Annotated in this window: 13 protein-coding genes; 3 read left to right on the top strand and 10 right to left on the bottom strand. The window is 70.5% G+C overall.

Features of this window, described 5'->3' with window-relative positions:
• Window positions 1-9: 9 nt before the first annotated feature.
• The 4 genes from IEZ05_RS05760 to IEZ05_RS05775 are packed head-to-tail and all read right to left on the bottom strand — an operon-like array spanning window position 10 to window position 6429.
• The gene (locus tag IEZ05_RS05760; RefSeq protein ID WP_189228903.1) at window positions 10-426 is read right to left on the bottom strand and encodes a hypothetical protein; all 417 of its coding nucleotides are present in this window, start codon (window positions 424-426) and stop codon (window positions 10-12) included.
• Window positions 426-5180: a putative T7SS-secreted protein gene (locus IEZ05_RS05765; RefSeq protein WP_189228904.1), complete on the bottom strand. Its 4755-nt coding sequence runs from the start codon at window positions 5178-5180 to the stop codon at window positions 426-428. The genes IEZ05_RS05760 and IEZ05_RS05765 overlap by 1 nt, the downstream gene beginning before the upstream one ends.
• Window positions 5180-5884: a hypothetical protein gene (locus IEZ05_RS05770; RefSeq protein ID WP_189228905.1), complete on the bottom strand. Its 705-nt coding sequence runs from the start codon at window positions 5882-5884 to the stop codon at window positions 5180-5182. Before IEZ05_RS05770 ends, IEZ05_RS05765 begins: the two co-directional genes overlap by 1 nt.
• Window positions 5881-6429 carry a hypothetical protein gene (locus tag IEZ05_RS05775; protein ID WP_189228906.1) on the bottom strand — a complete coding sequence of 183 codons (549 nt, stop codon included), beginning with the start codon at window positions 6427-6429 and terminating at the stop codon, window positions 5881-5883. Before IEZ05_RS05775 ends, IEZ05_RS05770 begins: the two co-directional genes overlap by 4 nt.
• Window positions 6430-6658: 229 nt before the next feature.
• Between IEZ05_RS05775 and IEZ05_RS05780 the strand changes: the two genes are divergently transcribed.
• From IEZ05_RS05780 to IEZ05_RS05790, 3 genes are all read left to right on the top strand, one after another.
• Window positions 6659-8374 carry a chitinase gene (locus IEZ05_RS05780; RefSeq protein WP_189228907.1) on the top strand — a complete coding sequence of 572 codons (1716 nt, stop codon included), beginning with the start codon at window positions 6659-6661 and terminating at the stop codon, window positions 8372-8374.
• Between the two features lie 164 nt (window positions 8375-8538).
• Window positions 8539-9048 (top strand): SigE family RNA polymerase sigma factor, encoded by a 510-nt coding sequence (locus tag IEZ05_RS05785; protein WP_189228908.1) that lies wholly within the window; start codon window positions 8539-8541, stop codon window positions 9046-9048.
• A gap of 55 nt (window positions 9049-9103) precedes the next feature.
• Window positions 9104-10381, top strand: coding sequence for a hypothetical protein (locus tag IEZ05_RS05790; protein WP_189228909.1), 1278 nt, complete (start codon window positions 9104-9106; stop codon window positions 10379-10381).
• 15 nt (window positions 10382-10396) lie between these two features.
• On the opposite strand, the gene IEZ05_RS05795 is transcribed toward IEZ05_RS05790, so the two are convergent.
• The 6 genes from IEZ05_RS05795 to IEZ05_RS05820 form a co-directional block, all read right to left on the bottom strand.
• A complete protein-coding gene (locus IEZ05_RS05795) occupies window positions 10397-11725 on the bottom strand; it encodes an Nramp family divalent metal transporter (RefSeq protein ID WP_189228910.1) in 1329 nt (442 codons plus the stop codon).
• Between the two features lie 67 nt (window positions 11726-11792).
• Complete coding sequence (locus IEZ05_RS05800) at window positions 11793-12344, bottom strand: hypothetical protein (protein WP_189228911.1); 552 nt, start codon at window positions 12342-12344, stop codon at window positions 11793-11795.
• A gap of 100 nt (window positions 12345-12444) precedes the next feature.
• On the bottom strand, window positions 12445-14010 hold the full coding sequence (locus tag IEZ05_RS05805; protein WP_189228912.1) for an AAA family ATPase: 1566 nt from the start codon (window positions 14008-14010) through the stop codon (window positions 12445-12447).
• Between the two features lie 81 nt (window positions 14011-14091).
• A complete protein-coding gene (locus tag IEZ05_RS05810) occupies window positions 14092-14661 on the bottom strand; it encodes a hypothetical protein (protein WP_189228913.1) in 570 nt (189 codons plus the stop codon).
• Window positions 14658-14909: a hypothetical protein gene (locus IEZ05_RS05815; protein ID WP_189228914.1), complete on the bottom strand. Its 252-nt coding sequence runs from the start codon at window positions 14907-14909 to the stop codon at window positions 14658-14660. Before IEZ05_RS05815 ends, IEZ05_RS05810 begins: the two co-directional genes overlap by 4 nt.
• Window positions 14906-16678 (bottom strand): hypothetical protein, encoded by a 1773-nt coding sequence (locus IEZ05_RS05820; protein ID WP_189228915.1) that lies wholly within the window; start codon window positions 16676-16678, stop codon window positions 14906-14908. Before IEZ05_RS05820 ends, IEZ05_RS05815 begins: the two co-directional genes overlap by 4 nt.
• Between the last annotated feature and the right edge of the window lie 25 nt (window positions 16679-16703).

A 16703-nucleotide genomic window follows, 5' to 3' on the forward strand; every position in this document is an offset into this window, starting at 1 on the left:
AATCCGACATCAGGACCGGACACCCGAGCCGGAGTCAGGCCGGAAGCCAAGCATGCGATTTACTTCCGCGGAAATTGCAATCAGATCATCTCGAGCCACAGATGGCACCGTAAAATCATGCTCATGCATAAATTGGATGAACTCTTGAGGCAAGGCGATGGAATGATGACTCACATAATTCGCGAGATCCAACCGCCAGGCATACGATCCATCGGTCAGCACTGACGACCCTCCGGGTACGCGGAACTGGCCCCCTATCACGTCCGTCGTCAGTTCCATAACATCAAGCACCGGGTGCCCAGAAGTTAGGTACCGTTCCACACTCCTGGTCGGATATTGACCAATCCCTGAACTCGCCTGCGGAATGACCTCTTCATACGGCGACTCTCCCTGAGACATTTCGCGATAGAAACCAACGAGTTTCATCAATTTCCTCCTATGATGGGCAGGAAGGTTCTCCAGTACCCGTCGTTTGCGATCTGAGGGACCTGCCCTCTCCCAAGAACGGGATTCGTTCCCACCTTATCCGTGGGTGCCTTCACTGTCACGCCGAGCTCGTTGGCTATTTGCTGAGCTATGCCAGAGGTGTCAGCCCCGGAATGACAGACCATGAGGCGAAGCGGCCCGCCATTATAGTGCGGGTTATTGATAACGGCATCGACAATTTGCCCCCCATTGACATTGCCGCCCGGAAACTCGAGGAAGCCGTCCCGTGAACCATGCGCAACCACATCGTGGCGGCCTTCGTTCAGTACGTTCTGGAAGTTCCGCATGCTTGCTGCATCGTTGCCGATCAACGTGCTGCTAGGGCCATGCGTGACCGGCGCTCCCGCAGGGATGCCGCTGTCCTCCATGTAATCAACGCTCGGCCCCCCAGGGCGGCAGGGTGCGAGTCCCAGCGGATCCGCCCATGCGTGCGGGTTAGGAACATACGACACGGAATTGGGTGCAGGTGTCAGCCCGAACGGGTCTGGAGTCAGGTATCGGGCCGTTTCGGGGTCGTAATGGCGAAAGTAGTTGTAGTGCAGGCCCGTTTCCGGGTCGTAGTACTGGCCCGGGAAGCGCAGGGGTGTGTACGTCGTGCTGTTCGTTGCCCAGGCTGTCGTGCCCCACAGGGTGCTCTGGGTTCGCCAGGCGATCTCGCCCTGTTCGTCGATCAATTCGCTCGGAGTGCCGACCAGGTCGGTGACGATGGCGAAGAAGCGGGTGTCGATCTCCGTTTGCGTGGCCTCGCCGGAGAGGATGCGTTCCGTTTGGGCGAGGGGGCGTAGGCCTTGGTGGTCCCAGGTGACGGCAACCGGGTGGGGAAGGTCCGGTGAGGTCGTGGTCTGTTCGCACAGGGTCGTGCCGTCCCAGGTGAAGTTCACCCGCTCCACGACCGTCTCGCCGTCTTCCGCGAGGCGGAGTTTCGCCGTGCGGCGGCCGAGCGGGTCGTAGGTGTAGCGCCAGCGGGTGCCGTCCGGGGTGGTCACCGCTGTCAGGCGGTCCTCCGCGTCCCATTCATAGCGCCATGTGTCCGGCTTGCGTGACACGCGAGTCTTCTGGCGCAGGGTGATGCGGCCCAGGGCGTCGTGCTCGTAACGGACCCGGCCGGCGCGGGTGATGCGCGTACCCGTGTAAGCGCGTTCGCCGGTGGCCTCGGTGCCCGGGTGGGACGCCGGCCACTCGGCGTGCGCCTGGTTGCCGGCCGCGTCGTAGGCGTACGTCTCCGTCCAGTCGGCCGCGTGGACCGCCGTGACCCGGCCCGTGGCGTCCAGGTCGAAGCGTCGGCGCCCGGTGAGCTGGTCGTCGATGCCGATCAGGTTGCCGTCGGCGCGGTAGGTGTACGTGCGGTGCTGGACCGTACGGCCACCCGCCCCCGTGACCGACTGCGTCGTCAGGCGGCCGAGGGCGTCGAAGGTGTGGTCCAGCGCGACATTCTCGCCGACGCGGCGGGACAGCTCGCGGCCCGCCGCGTCGTACGTGATGTCGATCGGGCGGCCCGAGGCCACCAGGTCCGTCCTGCGGCCCGCCTCGTCGTACGACCACGTCGTCGTCGCGCCGGTCGGAGTCGTACGGCCGGTGCGACGGCCCAGTTCGTCGTACGCGTACGTCAGCGTGCGGCCGTCGACCGTCTCCTCGCGCACCCTGCCGTAGCGGTCCCGCAGGATCGTCAGCGTCGAACCATCCGGGCCCGTGGCCTGGGCGAGGCTGTCCGTGAAGTCGTACGCGTAGGTCGTGACCCGGCCCTCGGCGTCCTTGCGGGTCACCTGGCCAAGGTCGTTGTGCTCGAAGCGGATCGTCTGGCCCAGCGCGTCCGTGCGCGAGATCAGCCTCCCCACCGGGTCGTGGGTGTAGGCGAGGGTGCGGTCGTCGAAGTCCGTTTCCCTGACCAGGCGTCCGGCCGGGTCGTACGCGTAGGTCCACGTCAGGCCCTGCGGGTTGGTGACCTTCGTGAGGCGCAGTTCCGTGTCGTGGTCGAACTCGTAGCGGACGCCGTCGGGGCCCGTGCGGGCCGTGAGCAGGTCGAAGTGCGTGTACTCGTACCGGGTCACGCCGCCCATGGGGTCGGTGTGGCTGGTGTTGTTGCCCTCGCCGTCGTAGGTCCAGGACTCCGTCGTGCCGTCGGGGGCCGTGCGGCGCAGCAGGTGACCTTCCACGGACCAGTCCAGCCTGGTCACCGCGCCCGTGGGGTCCGTCACGGCGACCGGGCGGCCCAGTTCGTCGCGCTCGTAGGTCGTGACCGCGCCGAGCGGATCGGTGACCGAGATGGGCAGGCCCGAGCGGTCGCATCGGACCGTGGTGACGTTGCCGCGCGGATCGGTCACCGAGGTGAGGCGACCGGCCTCGTCGTACGTGAAGGTGCTGGTGTTGCCCGCCGGGTCGGTGACCGACGTCCGGTTGCCTCGGTCGTCGTACGTCTGGCGCCAGACCCTGCCGTCGGGGTTCACCACCTTCACCGGGAGGCGCAGGTCGTTGTACTCGGCCCTCGTCTCCCGGCCGTCGGGACGGGTGACCCCGGTCAGGTTGCCGGTGTCGTCGTAGCGGAACGACGTGGTGTGGCCCAGCGGGTCGGTCCGCGACAGCAGGCGGTTGTAGCGGTCGCGTTCGTAGCGGGTGACCGCGCCCAGCGGGTCGGTCTCGGCCACCACCTGGCTGGCCTCGTTGACCAGGAAGCGGCGTGTGTGCCCGGCGCCCGTGGTCGTCGTGGTGGTACGGAGTCCGGTGTCCGGGTCCGGGTCGCCGTAGGCGAGGCGCAGGCTCATGTGGCCCGCCGGTCCGCCCTCGGCGACGCAGCGGTCGCGGTCGTCGTACTCGTAGGTGTAGCTGAGGTCGTTCGTGTCGGTCCACGAGGTGACGCGGCCCGCTGGGTCGTAGGTGAAACGCAGTGGCCGCCCGGACGAGTTGACGACTTCGGTGAGGTTGCCGTCCGTGTAGCCGTAGCGCTTCAGCTCCTGGCCGGTGGCGGCCAGGTGAAGGGCCGTGATTCTGCCCTCGTCGGTGGTCACGCGGACCTCGTGACCACCGCTGGAGGCGACCGTCAGCGGCGTGCCGTCGGCGTCGTACTCGAAGGTGATCCAGTTGCCGTTGCGGTCGTCGATCTGCTCCAGCACGGCGAGGTGCTCGCCGCGGTCGGCGAAGTGCCGGACGCTTCGGGTGCGCGGGTCCGTGATCGTGTAGCCGCCGTCCTCCCGGTCGAGCGGCCAGCGGGGACCGTGGCTGGGCAGGGTGGGGACGCCCGGTGCCGGATGGGGGTACGTCAGCAGCATGCCGTCCTCGGTGACGAAGACGACGCCCTCCGGGTCGATCTCCAGCCGCTGGTCGAGCGTGGAGGACCAGGAGGGACCGAACCATCGGCCGAGATGGTAGCCCGACTCGACGCGTCGGCCGAGGACGAGGGGCAGGGCGCCCGGCAGGTCGACGTCGGTCTGCGGGAGGTACATCTTGCCGGTGGCGAGGTCGACGGGGTCCGTTCCCCTGTTGACCCGGGCGTCCTCGGCGACGGAGGCGGCCGAACGGTCCGCTTCGGCGGCGTTGCGCGCGGTCCGCCGCGCCCCGGCAGCCGCCGCTTGCTCCGCCCCCTCCTTCGCCGCCACCCGCAACCCGCCCCGGGCCAGGCCCAGGCCCTTGGTGCCGACCAGCTCCGGGATCAGGCGTCCGATGCCCTCGGAAGGGTCCTGCTTGAAGCCCTCCCACGCCGTCTTCAGCGTCCGTTCCGGCTGGGCGACGGTGGAGACCAGACCGGAGAGCGTCATGCTGACGTTCTGCAGGTACTGGGCCGGGTGGGTGATGTTGTACAGGTCGAGCGGGTTCAGTCCGCGGACGAAGTTGACCAGGCCGGCTCCACCCTTGACCACGCCGCCGACGACGTGGGTGAGTTCCGTGGCGGCCGACTGGGCTCCGTCGACGGTGTTCGCCATGAGCCGGTCCAGTGGCGGCGGTTCGGCCGGGGCGTGCGCCAGGGCGGCGCGGACCGAGTCCGCGGCGGTGCCGCCCGCGTCGTTGCGCTGCCGGCGAGCCTCGGACAGGATCTCGTGGGCGCGTTTGACGTCGGCGGCGCCAGGGTCCTTGAAGGGCTCCGGGCGCGGGCCCGGGTCCTCGTTCGCCTTGACGGCGGAGTTGTAGGCGTCGACGCGCTTGTTGTACGCCTCCACCGCCTCCTTGGAGGCCTTCTGCCCCTTCTCGTACAGCTCGACGGCCTCCTTCGCCTGCCCCTGCGCCCACTTGACCGTGTCGGCGTAGGACTCCAGGGCCTTGGCGGCCTTGTCGCAGGCGTCCGCCGCGTGCAGCCACTTCGTGGGGTGCATCGCGAACTTCTTACGGAAAGCCTCCGCCGCCTCGCCCTTCCACTGCGAGGAGTCGAGCTTGCGCATCCCGTCGCCGACCTTGTCGAAGCCCTTGTGGAAGTCCTTGAGGTGCTTCGCGCTGGACCGGATCGTCTCCGGGTTTCCGTGGATCAGTTCGTTGGCCTGGTCGGTCTGTCCGAGTTGCTGCTCGCCCGGGGTGGCGCCGAGGTCGGAGGCCCATTCGTCACCGAGGTCCTCGACCTTGTCCGCCCAGCCCTCGGCACCGACCTTCTCCAGACCGGCACCGAGCAGGTCGGAGCCCTTGTCGATGCCCTGGCCGACGATCTTCTTGCCGGCGTCGAAGCCGTCTTCCAGTGCTCCGAGGCCGGAGTTGACGAGATCTCCCACTCCCATCAGCCGGCGCTCCCGTCCTGACGGGCCTGCCAGTGCTGCCGGGGCTGCTCCGGCTGCGGTTGCTGGGCCGCCTGGGCGCGCTCCTCCGGTGACGGCCCGAAGGTCTCGTCCAACGCCTGCTCGTACTGTTCGTCACTGATGCCGGCCCGGTGGCGCAGGTCTTCGGGGCTCAACCCCGGCGGCATCATCGTGTTCGAGGTCATGACGTCCCGGCCGGCGTCCATCCACCCCTGTTTGCTGTTCGCCCAGGCCTGGTCGAACGACTCCTTGCTGTAGTCGGGGTTGAGGTAGGCGTCGACGGTGTCGCTGCCCAGTTGGGACCAGCTCTTGCCGGTGATCTCCTCCTCGGTCGCGTACGGATTGCCCACGAGGGAGTTCGTCGCGACCTTCAGCGTGCCCTCCACGTACTGGTCGGTCTCGTACAGCGTCCCCGCCGCGAGCCCCACGCCGGCCGCGAAGTTGTTGCCCTCGACCACCAGAGCGCGCACGCCCCACTCCCAGCGCTCACAGAAGGACGTGAACGCGGACGTCAGGCCCTCGTGTCCGACCTCCAGGCCCGAGAGGGAGATGTCGGAGAAGCCCCGGCCCGCTCCGGCCTGCCCCACCATGCCGAGCTCGCGAAGCTCCTCCAGGGTGAGGGTGATGCCCTGGGTGATCAGGTTCAGGCCCTCGGCCTGCAGGTCCTTGCCGTCAGCGCCGCTCATCGCGGTTCCTCCCCGTCCCCGTTCCCGTCGGCGTCCACAGCCATGGCCTCCGGCACGACCCCCGACACCGGAGGCAGCAGCACTGCGTCGTCACTCCCGACGTCCACGGCCACCCCGCAGGGGACCCCGGCCGCGGGGACGCCGACGTCCAGCAGCCGCGCTCCAAGGACCCGCCGATAGGCCCACTCGCGCGTCTGTTGCCCCCTCGCCATCGCGAATCGCGCGAGGGCCGCCTCGTCGGTGAAGGCGTAGATCCACCGCACACCGCCGTGGTCTCCCGTCAGCGGTACGTCGTCCTCGTCGAGCGGGACGAGGACGGCCGTCCGCCGGAACTCCCCCACCAGGGCTGCGAACTCCCGGCGTGCCGCGGCTACGCCCGCGCTGTCTCCCGACGAGTCCTCAACAGGCGGTACGTCGTCCGGCACCGTCGCGCTCACTGTCTCCGTGATCGGCGGCACGGCGCTCCGTGCCGCTTCCGCGTACTCGGCCAGGCGCGACCGCTGTCCGCTGCTGGTCGTCCCGTCGGCTCCCCCGTGATCAGCCATGCCCGGGATCATCACATTGTCACTTTGCTGACTGCAACGCGAACACGTCGCGACCGGGCAAGGAGGGGCGATCTCCGGTCATCTTCCGTAGGCCGGCGTCGACTTGGTCCGTACCTACCCCTTGACACCCTCAATTGGTCTGGACCACCTTGTAGGTCAACGCGGTGGCCACCGTCGGCAGTTCGTGAGTCCCTCCCCCTTCCTCCCCACTCCCCCACCGGAGGCCCCAGTGGAGCCCGTACTCAGACGGCGCGGACAACGACGGATACGGGTCGGGTCCGCGGCCGGTGCCGTGGCCGCCGCTCTGGCGCTCACCGTCAGTGCCGTCGGCCAGGCGTCCGCCGCGGACGTCAACAACGCGAAGAACGCCGGTTTCGAGGCCGGCCTGAGCAACTGGACCTGCTCCGCGAACAGCGGGACGACCGTCGCCTCCCCCGCGCACTCCGGCAGCGCCGCGCTCAAGGCGACGCCCGGCGGGCAGGACAACGCCCGGTGCGCGCAGACGGTCAAGGTGCAGCCCAACTCCACGTACACGCTCAGCGCGTGGGTCCAGGGCGGGTACTCCTACCTGGGCGTGACCGGTACGGGGACGACCGACGTGTCGACCTGGACCCCCGACTCGGCCTCCTGGAAGCAGCTGTCGACGAGCTTCAGGACCGGCGCCTCGACCACCTCCGTGTCCGTGTACACGCACGGCTGGTACGGGCAGTCGGCGTACTACGTCGACGACGTGTCCGTGTACGGCCCGGACGGGGGCGGCGGCAGCCAGGAGCCCGGCCCGACCGTTCCCGCCGCGCCGGCCGGGCTGAGCGTCTCCGGGACGACCTCCTCCTCCGCGTCACTGGCCTGGAACGCGGTCTCCGGTGCCACCGGCTACAGCGTCTACCGCGACGGTACGAAGGTGACGGCCGTGACCGGCACCTCGGCCACCGTGACCGGCCTCGCGGCCTCGACGTCGTACTCCTTCCAGGTCACGGCGACCAACGCGGCCGGGGAGTCCGCGAAGTCGGCGGCCGTGACCGCCCGTACGGCGGAGTCCGGCGGCGGTGGCGGCGGCGACGTGCCCAAGCACGCCGTCACCGGGTACTGGCAGAACTTCAACAACGGCGCCGCCGTCCAGAAGATCTCGGACGTCTCCCCGCAGTACGACATCATCGCCGTGTCCTTCGCGGACGCGACGACGACGCCGGGCGCCGTCACCTTCAACCTCGACACGGCCGGGCTGAACGGCTACACCGTCGACCAGTTCAAGGCCGACATCCGCGCCAAGCAGGCGGCCGGGAAGAAGGTCATCATCTCCATCGGCGGCGAGAAGGGCACCGTCACGGTGAACGACTCCGCCTCCGCGACCAACTTCGCCAACTCCGTCCATTCCCTCATGCAGACGTACGGCTTCGACGGCGTCGACATCGACCTGGAGAACGGGCTCAACCCGACCTACATGACGCAGGCCCTGCGCGCGCTGTCGGCGAAGGCCGGCCCGGGCATGGTCCTCACCATGGCGCCGCAGACCATCGACATGCAGTCGACGTCCGGTGGGTACTTCAAGACCGCGCTGAACGTGAAGGACATCCTCACCGTCGTCAACATGCAGTACTACAACAGCGGTTCCATGCTGGGCTGCGACGGCAAGGTGTACTCCCAGGGCACCGTCGACTTCCTCACCGCCCTGGCCTGCATCCAGCTGGAGGGCGGCCTCGACCCGTCCCAGGTCGGCCTGGGCCTGCCGGCCGCCACCCGCGCCGCCGGCGGCGGCTACGTGTCGCCGAGCGTCGTGAACAACGCCCTCGACTGCCTGACCAAGGGCACGAACTGCGGCACCTTCAAGCCGTCGAAGACGTACCCGTCCCTGCGGGGCGCCATGACCTGGTCCACGAACTGGGACGCGACGGCGGGCAACGCCTGGTCGAACGCGGTGGGAGCGCACGTCCACGCCCTGCCGTGACCCGTCCGGCTCCCCGCAAGCCCCTGCCCACGGTGACGTGGGCAGGGGCTTGCGCCGTTCGGCAGTGCACGCGCATGCCCGTGAAGTCGTATGAAACATTTCCCGGGCCCCACCGCATCAATGAGGTGTAGGCAGTACCGGGCGAGCGCAGGGGGACGCGTCGTATGGGGCAGGGGCGGGCGGACGACTACGCCGAGTTCGCGGGGGCGCGGGCCGGGCATCTGTACCGGTCCGCGTGTCTGCTCACCGCCGGGGACACGCATCTGGCCGAGGATCTCGTGCAGGACACCCTCGGGCGGCTGTACGTCCGCTGGGGCCGCGTCTCCCGGGCCGAGAACCCGGCCGCCTACGCGCAGACCGTGCTCACCCGGGCGTTCCTCGCCCACCAGCGGCGGCGCAGCAGCGGCGAGCGGGCGACGGATGTGTTCCCCGACCTGCCGGGCGCCGCGGACGGGGACGCTCCGCTGCGGCTGACCCTGCTGGCCGCGCTCGCCCGGCTGCCCGCCAAGGACCGGGCCGTCATCGTCCTGCGGTACTGGGAGGACCGGTCCGTCGACCAGACCGCCGATGTGCTCAACGTCAGCTCGGCGGCCGTGCGGACGCGGTGCTCGCGGGCGCTCGGCCGGCTGCGGGAGCTGCTGGGCAAAAATCTCGCCGAGTACGCCAGACCCTGACGGCCACCGCCTCCCTCACCTCTCTCCTCTCACCTTGTCGAAAGGGTGGTTCGCCATGCCCGAGAACCAGCACCGGGATCCCTTCGAGGACCGGCTCAGCGCCGCACTGCGCGACACCGGCGACAGCTTCGACGCCGACCGGACCGCGCTGGCCGCCGGTGGGCAGACCCGCGGGCGCCGGGCCCGGCTGCGGCGGCGGGCCGGTGTGCTCGGCGGGGCGGCCGGGATCGCCCTGGTCGGCGTCGGCGGGGCACTGCTGCTGCCGGGCGGCGGTGACGCCGCCGAACCGCGGCAGGCGTCGGTCGCGGCGCCGCCGAGCGCCACCACCGCGAGCCCCGCACCCACCGCCTCCTTCTCCGGCGACGACCTCCTCCAGGCCCTCAAGGAGCTGCTGCCCGAGGGCCAGGTCAGCGAGGAGCAGGCCCAGGGACCCGGCCCGGGGCTGCCCCCGTACGCCCACGTCGTGTTCGACGACGGCGAGGGCGCCGCGGCCGTCGGCATCAGCCTCGACCGGGTGGAACCGGGCAGCCGGGACGTCCGCGAGCGGACGACCTGCCCGGACAGGACGATCGTCGCGTACGACGACTGCACCACCAGCCGGCTCGCCGACGGCTCGGTGCTCATGATCTACCAGGGCTACGAGTACCCCGACCGGCGCGTGGACACCAAGTGGTGGTCGGCGGAGCTGGTCACGCCCCGGGGACAGCACGTGTCCGTGAGCGAGTGGAACGCTCCGGCCGAGAAGGACGCCGCGATCACACGGCCGCAGCCGCCGCTGTCGCCCGCCGAGTTGCAGAAGGTCGTCACCGCCGACGTGTGGCGCCGGGTCGTGGACGCCATCCCCGAGGACCCGAAGGCGGGCGCCAAGGCCAAGGCGTCGGAGTCCGCGGCACCGAGCCGGATGCCCGAGGCGTCCGGCACGGCGATCGGCAAGACGCTGGTGTCGCTGCTGCCCGACGGCGTCGACGTCGTCTCGCGGGGCGAGCAGGAGACGGGATACGCCTACCTCGTCCTCGACGACGGCGAGGGCAGCAGCCTCGTCCAGATCAACGTGCAGCCCGACATGCGCGACGTCGCCGACCAGCTCTACGGCAACGCCGAGACCCGCCCCGACGGCACCCTGCTCGCCACCTCGCAGGGGCCCGGCGAGAAGGGCGGCTCCGGGGTGGTGATGTGGACGGCCGACGCCATGCGGCCCGGCGGCCTCCGCGTCGTGGTCAGCGCCTTCAACACCGGAGCCCAGCACGAGGACGCCACCCGTGACGCCCCCGCGCTGACCATGGAGCAGCTGGAGAAGATCGCGCTCAGCCCCGAGTGGGACCGGTTGCGCTGAGCCACTCGGGCGGGCTCAGAAGAACTCCGACCACGGCTGGTCCCAGACCTGCTTCACGCACAGCACCAGGAACAGCAGGCCGGCGACGGCGAGCATGCCGTTGCTCAGCGCGCCGTTGCGCCATTCGCGCGGTGTGCGGGCGGAGTTGAGGAGCCAGATCAGGGTGAGGGCGAGGAAGGGCATGAAGGCGGCGCCCAGGACGCCGTAGATGATGATCAGGCGGAAGGGCTGGCCCTGGAAGAGCAGGACGATGGGCGGGAAGGTGAGCCAGAGCAGGTAGGCGCGGAAGGCCCAGGAGCGCTCCCGGCTGCCCGACGCCAGCTCGTCGCCGCGCGCCTCCCGCTCGCCCCGCTGCCGGGCCAGGAAGTCGGCGAACATCAGGCTCACGCCGTGCCAGACGCCGATCAGCGAGGTGAAGGAGGTGGCGAAGAAGCCGATCAGGAAGAGCTTGCCGGTCGCGGTGCCGTACTGGGCCTCCAGGACGTCGCCGAGCTGGATCAAGCCCTTGTCGCCGCTCGCGATGGCGATGTTCGCCGAGTGCAGCAGCTCGGCGCCGACGAACAGCATCGCGACGACGAAGATGCCGGTGGTGGCGTAGGCGACGCGGTTGTCGAGGCGCATGACCTTCATCCAGCCGGTGTCGGTCCAGCCCTTGGCGTTGACCCAGTAGCCGTAGGCGGCCAACGTGATCGTGCCGCCGACCCCGCCGATCAGGCCGAGCGTGTTGAGGACGGAGTCCTTCTCGTCCGGGAGGACCGGCAGGAGGCCGGCGAAGGCGTCGCCCAGGTGGGGTGTGACCCTGATGGCCAGGTAGACCGTCACCACGAACATGACGCCCACCAGGACCGTCATGACCTTCTCGAAGACGGCGTACTTGTTGAACCAGACGAAGACCAGGCCGACCAGGCCGCAGGCCACGCCCCACCACTTGAGGTCCATCACGTCCGGGAACAGGGCCTGCAGCGGCAGGGCACTGGACGACATCGCCGCCGCGCCGTAGACGAAGCCCCAGATCACGGCGTAGACGGCGAAGAACCACATGGTCCAGCGGCCGAGGCTCGCCCAGCCGTCGAAGAGCGTGCGGCCGGTGGCCAGGTGCCACCGGCCGCACGCCTCCGCGAGGGAGATCTTCACCAGACAGCCGACGATCGCGGCCCACAGCAGCGTGTAGCCGAAGTTGCTGCCCGCGATCAGGGTGGCCACGAGGTCGCCGGCCCCCACACCGGTCGCGGCGACGACGATGCCGGGCCCGATGTGGCGCCAACTGGACTTACGGGGGGCCGAGTCGGCCCCGGCTCCGAGTGGTGCACCGGTGTCCCTGGTGTTGCCCGTGGTGTCCGCCATGCGAGTCAAGGAAGCGGAAAGCGGCCCGTGGGGCAAGAGGGCGTGCGGGGATCTTCACGTGATGTGCCTACTCGGCGGTGGCTCGCTCGGGTTCCTCGGAGGGCTCGGGGGCGCCGTCCTCGAAGTACGCGTCGAGGACCTCGTCGAGTGCCGCCTCCCAGTCCTTGAAGCGGCTGCGGGACGTGGCCTCGATCTCGATCGGGTACCAACGGCGGTCCGGGGTGTGCACCGTGATGGTGAACCGCCTGCCGAAGCGCCCCGTCTCCGTCTCCACCGCGCCGATCTCGTCCCAGCGGAACTCGCACTCCTGGTCGTCGAGAGCCAGGCGTACGCCCTTGTGGTCGGCGACGATGCGGGCGCGGCGGTCGGACGCCTCGAAGACCGGGCCGTCGGGGACCTCCTCGGTGCCGGGTTCCGCGTCGTCGTCGGGGCCGGAATCCTCGACGGTGGCCGTGTCGGCGGTGGGCTCCGCGGCCGCCGGTGGCTTCTCCTCCTCCACCTCCTCCGGCTTCGCGTCCTCCGGCTCGCCGGACACGGGCGAGGTGAGCCCGGGGATGAAGGCCGGGTCGAAACCGGCGCCTTCCAGGGGCTTGCTGCTCGAACCTATGCGCTGCTCCACGGCGGAAGTATGGACGACTTTCCTGTGCCGGGAACAGCCGGACCGCGGGTCACCCGCGTTCACGCACGTCACAGTTGTGCGTCGGCCCCCGCCGCGCCCGTCATTCGTCCATGAAGACGATCCGCCGCGTCCGCGCCCCGTCGCCCGGGACCGGCGTCACCGCGCCGCGGCCGGCCGGTACCGCGCGTTCGCGGCCCCAGGCGCGGATCTCCTCGATCTGCTCGGGGTTGCTCACGCTCAGCGGCCGTACGTCGGCGAACGTGTCGAGGACGAAGGAGTCCTTGAGCGCCGCGACACCGCCACGGATCAGGGCCTCCTCGCCGACGTCGTGCAGCGCGGCCTCGATGTCGGAGCCCGCGAAGCCCTCCGAGAGGTCGACGAGCCGGTTGATCAGATCGGGCTCCGGCTCGGTCTCCAGGTAGCGGCGGTAGTAGATGCCGAGGATCTCCCGGCGGTCCTCGGCGTCGGGCAGGTCGACGAAGAACAGCTCGTCGAAGCGGCCCTTGCGCAGCAGTTCGGGCGGCAGGCTGCGGATGTCGTTGGCGGTGGCGACGACGAAGGCGCGGGACTGGGACTCCTGGAGCCAGTACAGGAACTGGCCGATGATGCGCTGCGGCACACCGGACATGTCGTCGCGGCCGGCGAGGCCCTTCTCGATCTCGTCGATCCACAGGATGCAGGGGGCCACCCGGTCGGCCATGGCGAGCGCCTCGCGGAAGCGGCCCTCGGACTCGCCGAGGTACTTGCCGTGGATGCTGGCCATGTCGAGCCGGTACAGCGGCAGCCGCCATTCGTGGGCGATGGCCTTGGCGGACAGGGACTTGCCGCAGCCGGGGACGCCGACCAGCAGGACGCCGCGGGGCGGGCGCAGCGCGGTCTGCCGCAGGTCGCGGGAGATCATGTCGTTCTTGCGGCGCAGCCAGGTGCGCAGGCCGACGAGGCCGCCGACGGCGTAGTCGCTGTCGCGGAGCTGGACGCGTTCGAGGCCGGTCAGGTCGCTGAAGATGCGGTCCTTGGCCTGGGCGAGGCCGAGGACGTCCTCCTTGAGGATGGCGCCCTTGGCGGCGATGGTCGCCATCAGGTTGATGCACTCGGCCTCGGTGACGCCGCTGAGGAACTCGGCGGCGCGGCGGGCGTCCTCCTCGGTCCACTCGATCGGGATGTGCCCGTGGTGGTCGCCGAGGAAGCCGCTGAGGATGGCGTACATCTCCTCGGAGTCCGGCAGGTCGAGCCTGAGGCTCATGCCGAGCCGCTGGAGGCCGCTCCAGACGGGCGTGTCCGTGATGATCACGATGCTGCCCATGTTGCTGTCGGCGAGCCGGGCCAGTTCGGCGAAGTGCCGGGTGACGGGGGTGTCCGACTCGAGCTCGTCGGGGTCGACGAAGACGACGGTGGCGTTGGCGCGGCTGCCGAACTGGGTGGCGGCGAAGTCCATGGCGCCGGTGAGCGAGCGGTCGTCCTGCACGGAGGCGTTGGTCCGCAGGTCGCGCAGGCCGGTGGCGCGGGTGTAGATCCAGAACGGCATGTTGCTGCGCCGGGACTGGGTGGCCGCCTCCCGCAGCAGCCTCAGGGCGCGCTGCTGTTCGATGGTCCGCATGGCGATGACCGGGACGCGGGCGGAGATGTAGCTGTCGAGGTGGGTGAGGCTCTCGGCGTAGTTCGACATACGGGTGCGGCCTTCGGGGCGAGGGTGGGCGGGGTGCGCGTGCCGGTGCGGGGCGGGTCTGTGCGGGCGGCCCCTGGGGGGTCAGCCGGGGACGATCCGGCGCCGGGGCGGGCTGCCGGGGACGTCGGCCGCCCAGGGGTCGGGCACGGTCGGCGTGGCCGGCGGGGGCGCGGCGAGGACGCCGGTGAGGGCGTTGTCCCGCAGGGTGCGGCGGCGGCGTTCCAGCAGGCGCCGGTCGGCGCCGCGGCGTTCCTCCTCGGCCAGCTGGTGCTCCAGCTGTTCCTGCACGTGGGGGATCTGCTGGTCGACGAGGCGGAGCAGTTCGGTGCGCAGGGACTCGGGCAGCCCGGGGTGGGCGGCCAGGGCGCGGACCTCGCGCAGTCCGGCGCGGGCCTGGGTGAGTTCGCGGCCGTAGCTGAACTCGTCGCGGGCCTGGTCCAGGGCCCGTACCAGCGCGTCGGCCCAGGAGCCGAGGCGGGTGTTGAAGGCGCTGGTGAGGTGGGCGCCGAGGCGTACCCAGGTGGCGGCGTCGTACTGCTCGTCGGTGAGGGCGGGCAGGGCGGCCGGGTCGACGGGCTCGCGCGCCGCCCAGCGGCGCAGGAAGTCGGCCCAGGCCTGGTAGGCGCCGCCGTGGCCCCACAGTCCGCTCACGGGGCGGTGCTCCCGGGGCGGCGTACGAGGGTCTCGCCGGGCGGCAGCGGTTCCCAGTCGGGCAGGCCCTCGACGAGCTTGCGCAGCCTGCTGGTGACGCGCTCCTGCTGCGGCCGGCGGACGGCGCCCCACGGGGAGGACTGGGTCCGTCCGGCGTCGGCGGAGCCGGCCCACGGGGACGCGCCCGGGGGTGTGCGGGGGTGGGGCGGGGTGGGGGAACCGGCCGGCGGGGTGCTGGGGGTGGTCATCGGTTGTCGTCCTCCTGGCGTACGGTGCGGCCCTCGAACGGCGAGGCCGGTCCGCTCTCGGTCCGCAGGGACGCGATCAGTTCGCGGACCTTCGCCTCCACCTGGTCGGCGGCGCGGAACTTCTCGTACCAGTCGGTGAGTTCGGCGGAGGCGCCGCGCAGGGCGTGCAGGGACTCGGTCTTGGCCTGTTCCAGGGCCTGGCGGGCGGTGTCCTGGTTGCGCCGGGCGGCCTGGGCGCCGTTGTTCAGGACGAGGCCCCATACGACGCCGACGACCGCGGCGGCGCCGAGCGCGAAGCCGACGCTCGCCTGGGTGACGATCAGCAGGATGCCGATCACGACCGCGACCAGCGGCGCGGCCTTCTTCAGCCACGGGTAGCCGAGCGCTTCGACGAACGGGGTCATGTGCCGGTCCCAGTGGTCGGCGAGGGACTTCTCCAGGGTGGCCAGGGGCTGGGTGAACGAGCCGGTCCAGGGCGGCAGCCGGAAGGACTGGGCGGCGACGGTGTACGCGGTGTCGAAGTGCGCCTGGACGTCCTGCGGCATGGCCGCGCGGTAGTCGCGGGTGTGTCCGGCGTGGGCCTGCTGGAACCATTCGTGGCAGGCGGCGACGGCCAGGCGCTGCGTGGCCGGTGAGGTGCCGATGGCCTCCGGGTTGAGGGCGGCCGTGGTCTGCACGGTCAGGTAGTCGAGGGTCTCCTCGTACGAGGCGGCGTCGGCGTCGGCGACCCGGCGCGCGGAGTCGAGGTCGCCGTCGTGGTCGACGACCGCCTGGTTGAAGGCGAGGTCGCGGCGCAGCGGCAGCTCCTCGTTGTCGTACTCGGAGACCAGCCGGTCGAGGATGTCGTCGACGGCGTCCTCGATGCGTTCCGAGGGTGCGAACTCCCGGTCGAGGATGGCCCGGTACTTGTCGAGCAGGAGCTGCTGGCCGCGGGCGCCGGAGAGCACGCCGTCGAGCTGGCCCCACTGCGGGGAGACGGCCGCGAGCCGCGGGAACTCCTGTTGGCTGGAGGCGCCGCGCAGGGCGGCGATCTCCTCGCGCCAGCGGGTGATCTGCTTGGTCTGCGCGTCGGCGCTGTCCGCGAGCTGGGAGCGCCATTCGGCGAGGGTGCGGTCCAGCAGGTCGCGGCCCACGACGCCGAAGGCGCCCTGGGCGATGGCCTCCAGGATGACGGCGAACTCGCGGCCGAGCGAGGCCGGGTCCTGGGCCAGCAGGTAGTGCCGCAGCCAGCGCACGGCGCCCTCGCGGCGTCCCTGGCGGCGCAGGACGAGGGCGAAGAACAGTGCGGTGCGGTCGGGTGAGCGGCGGAACGCCTCGTCGACGGCGCGCTCGCACAGGCCCCGGTCGTCGGCCGACCAGGAGGCGAGGGCGACGAGGGCGGGCGCCAGCCAGTAGCGGGGCGTCTGGATCATCAGCTGGTCGCTGACCATCCGGACGTTGTCCTCGGAGACGAGGCCCACGTCGAAGGCCTGGAGCATGCCGACGGCGGTGCGGCGGACCGTCTTGTGGTGACCGAACTCGTGGTCGATCTTGTCCTCGATGACACCGATGCGGGTCTCGGCGCGCTGCACGTTGGCCGTGGTCTCGGCCTGCCGCACGAAGGCGAGGAACTCGTCCCGCAGCTCCTGGAGTTCGGTGCGGGTCTGCTGCTGGTTGGCCTCGACCGTGGAGACCTGGCCGGACACCGAGCCGACCTGTTCGGTGAGTCTGACGACGAGGTTGCTGACCTCCTGCACCTTGCGGTGCAGTGCGTAGTCGACCTCGGACATGCGCGAACTCCGTTCACGTGCGGGG

Origin of the sequence: Streptomyces flaveolus, assembly GCF_014648815.1 — a bacterium.
Taxonomy (GTDB): Bacteria; Actinomycetota; Actinomycetes; order Streptomycetales; family Streptomycetaceae; genus Streptomyces; species Streptomyces flaveolus.

Bases quoted from the DNA above. Each gene is read 5' to 3' on its own strand.
- IEZ05_RS05820 (WP_189228915.1), bottom strand. From the start codon at position 16,678: ATGTCCGAGGTCGACTACGCACTGCACCGCAAGGTGCAGGAGGTCAGC.
- IEZ05_RS05760 (WP_189228903.1), bottom strand. From the start codon at position 426: ATGAAACTCGTTGGTTTCTATCGCGAAATGTCTCAGGGAGAGTCGCCG.
- IEZ05_RS05805 (WP_189228912.1), bottom strand. From the start codon at position 14,010: ATGTCGAACTACGCCGAGAGCCTCACCCACCTCGACAGCTACATCTCC.
- IEZ05_RS05795 (WP_189228910.1), bottom strand. From the start codon at position 11,725: ATGGCGGACACCACGGGCAACACCAGGGACACCGGTGCACCACTCGGA.
- IEZ05_RS05790 (WP_189228909.1), top strand. From the start codon at position 9,104: ATGCCCGAGAACCAGCACCGGGATCCCTTCGAGGACCGGCTCAGCGCC.
- IEZ05_RS05770 (WP_189228905.1), bottom strand. From the start codon at position 5,884: ATGAGCGGCGCTGACGGCAAGGACCTGCAGGCCGAGGGCCTGAACCTG.
- IEZ05_RS05815 (WP_189228914.1), bottom strand. From the start codon at position 14,909: ATGACCACCCCCAGCACCCCGCCGGCCGGTTCCCCCACCCCGCCCCAC.
- IEZ05_RS05765 (WP_189228904.1), bottom strand. From the start codon at position 5,180: ATGGGAGTGGGAGATCTCGTCAACTCCGGCCTCGGAGCACTGGAAGAC.
- IEZ05_RS05785 (WP_189228908.1), top strand. From the start codon at position 8,539: ATGGGGCAGGGGCGGGCGGACGACTACGCCGAGTTCGCGGGGGCGCGG.
- IEZ05_RS05775 (WP_189228906.1), bottom strand. From the start codon at position 6,429: ATGGCTGATCACGGGGGAGCCGACGGGACGACCAGCAGCGGACAGCGG.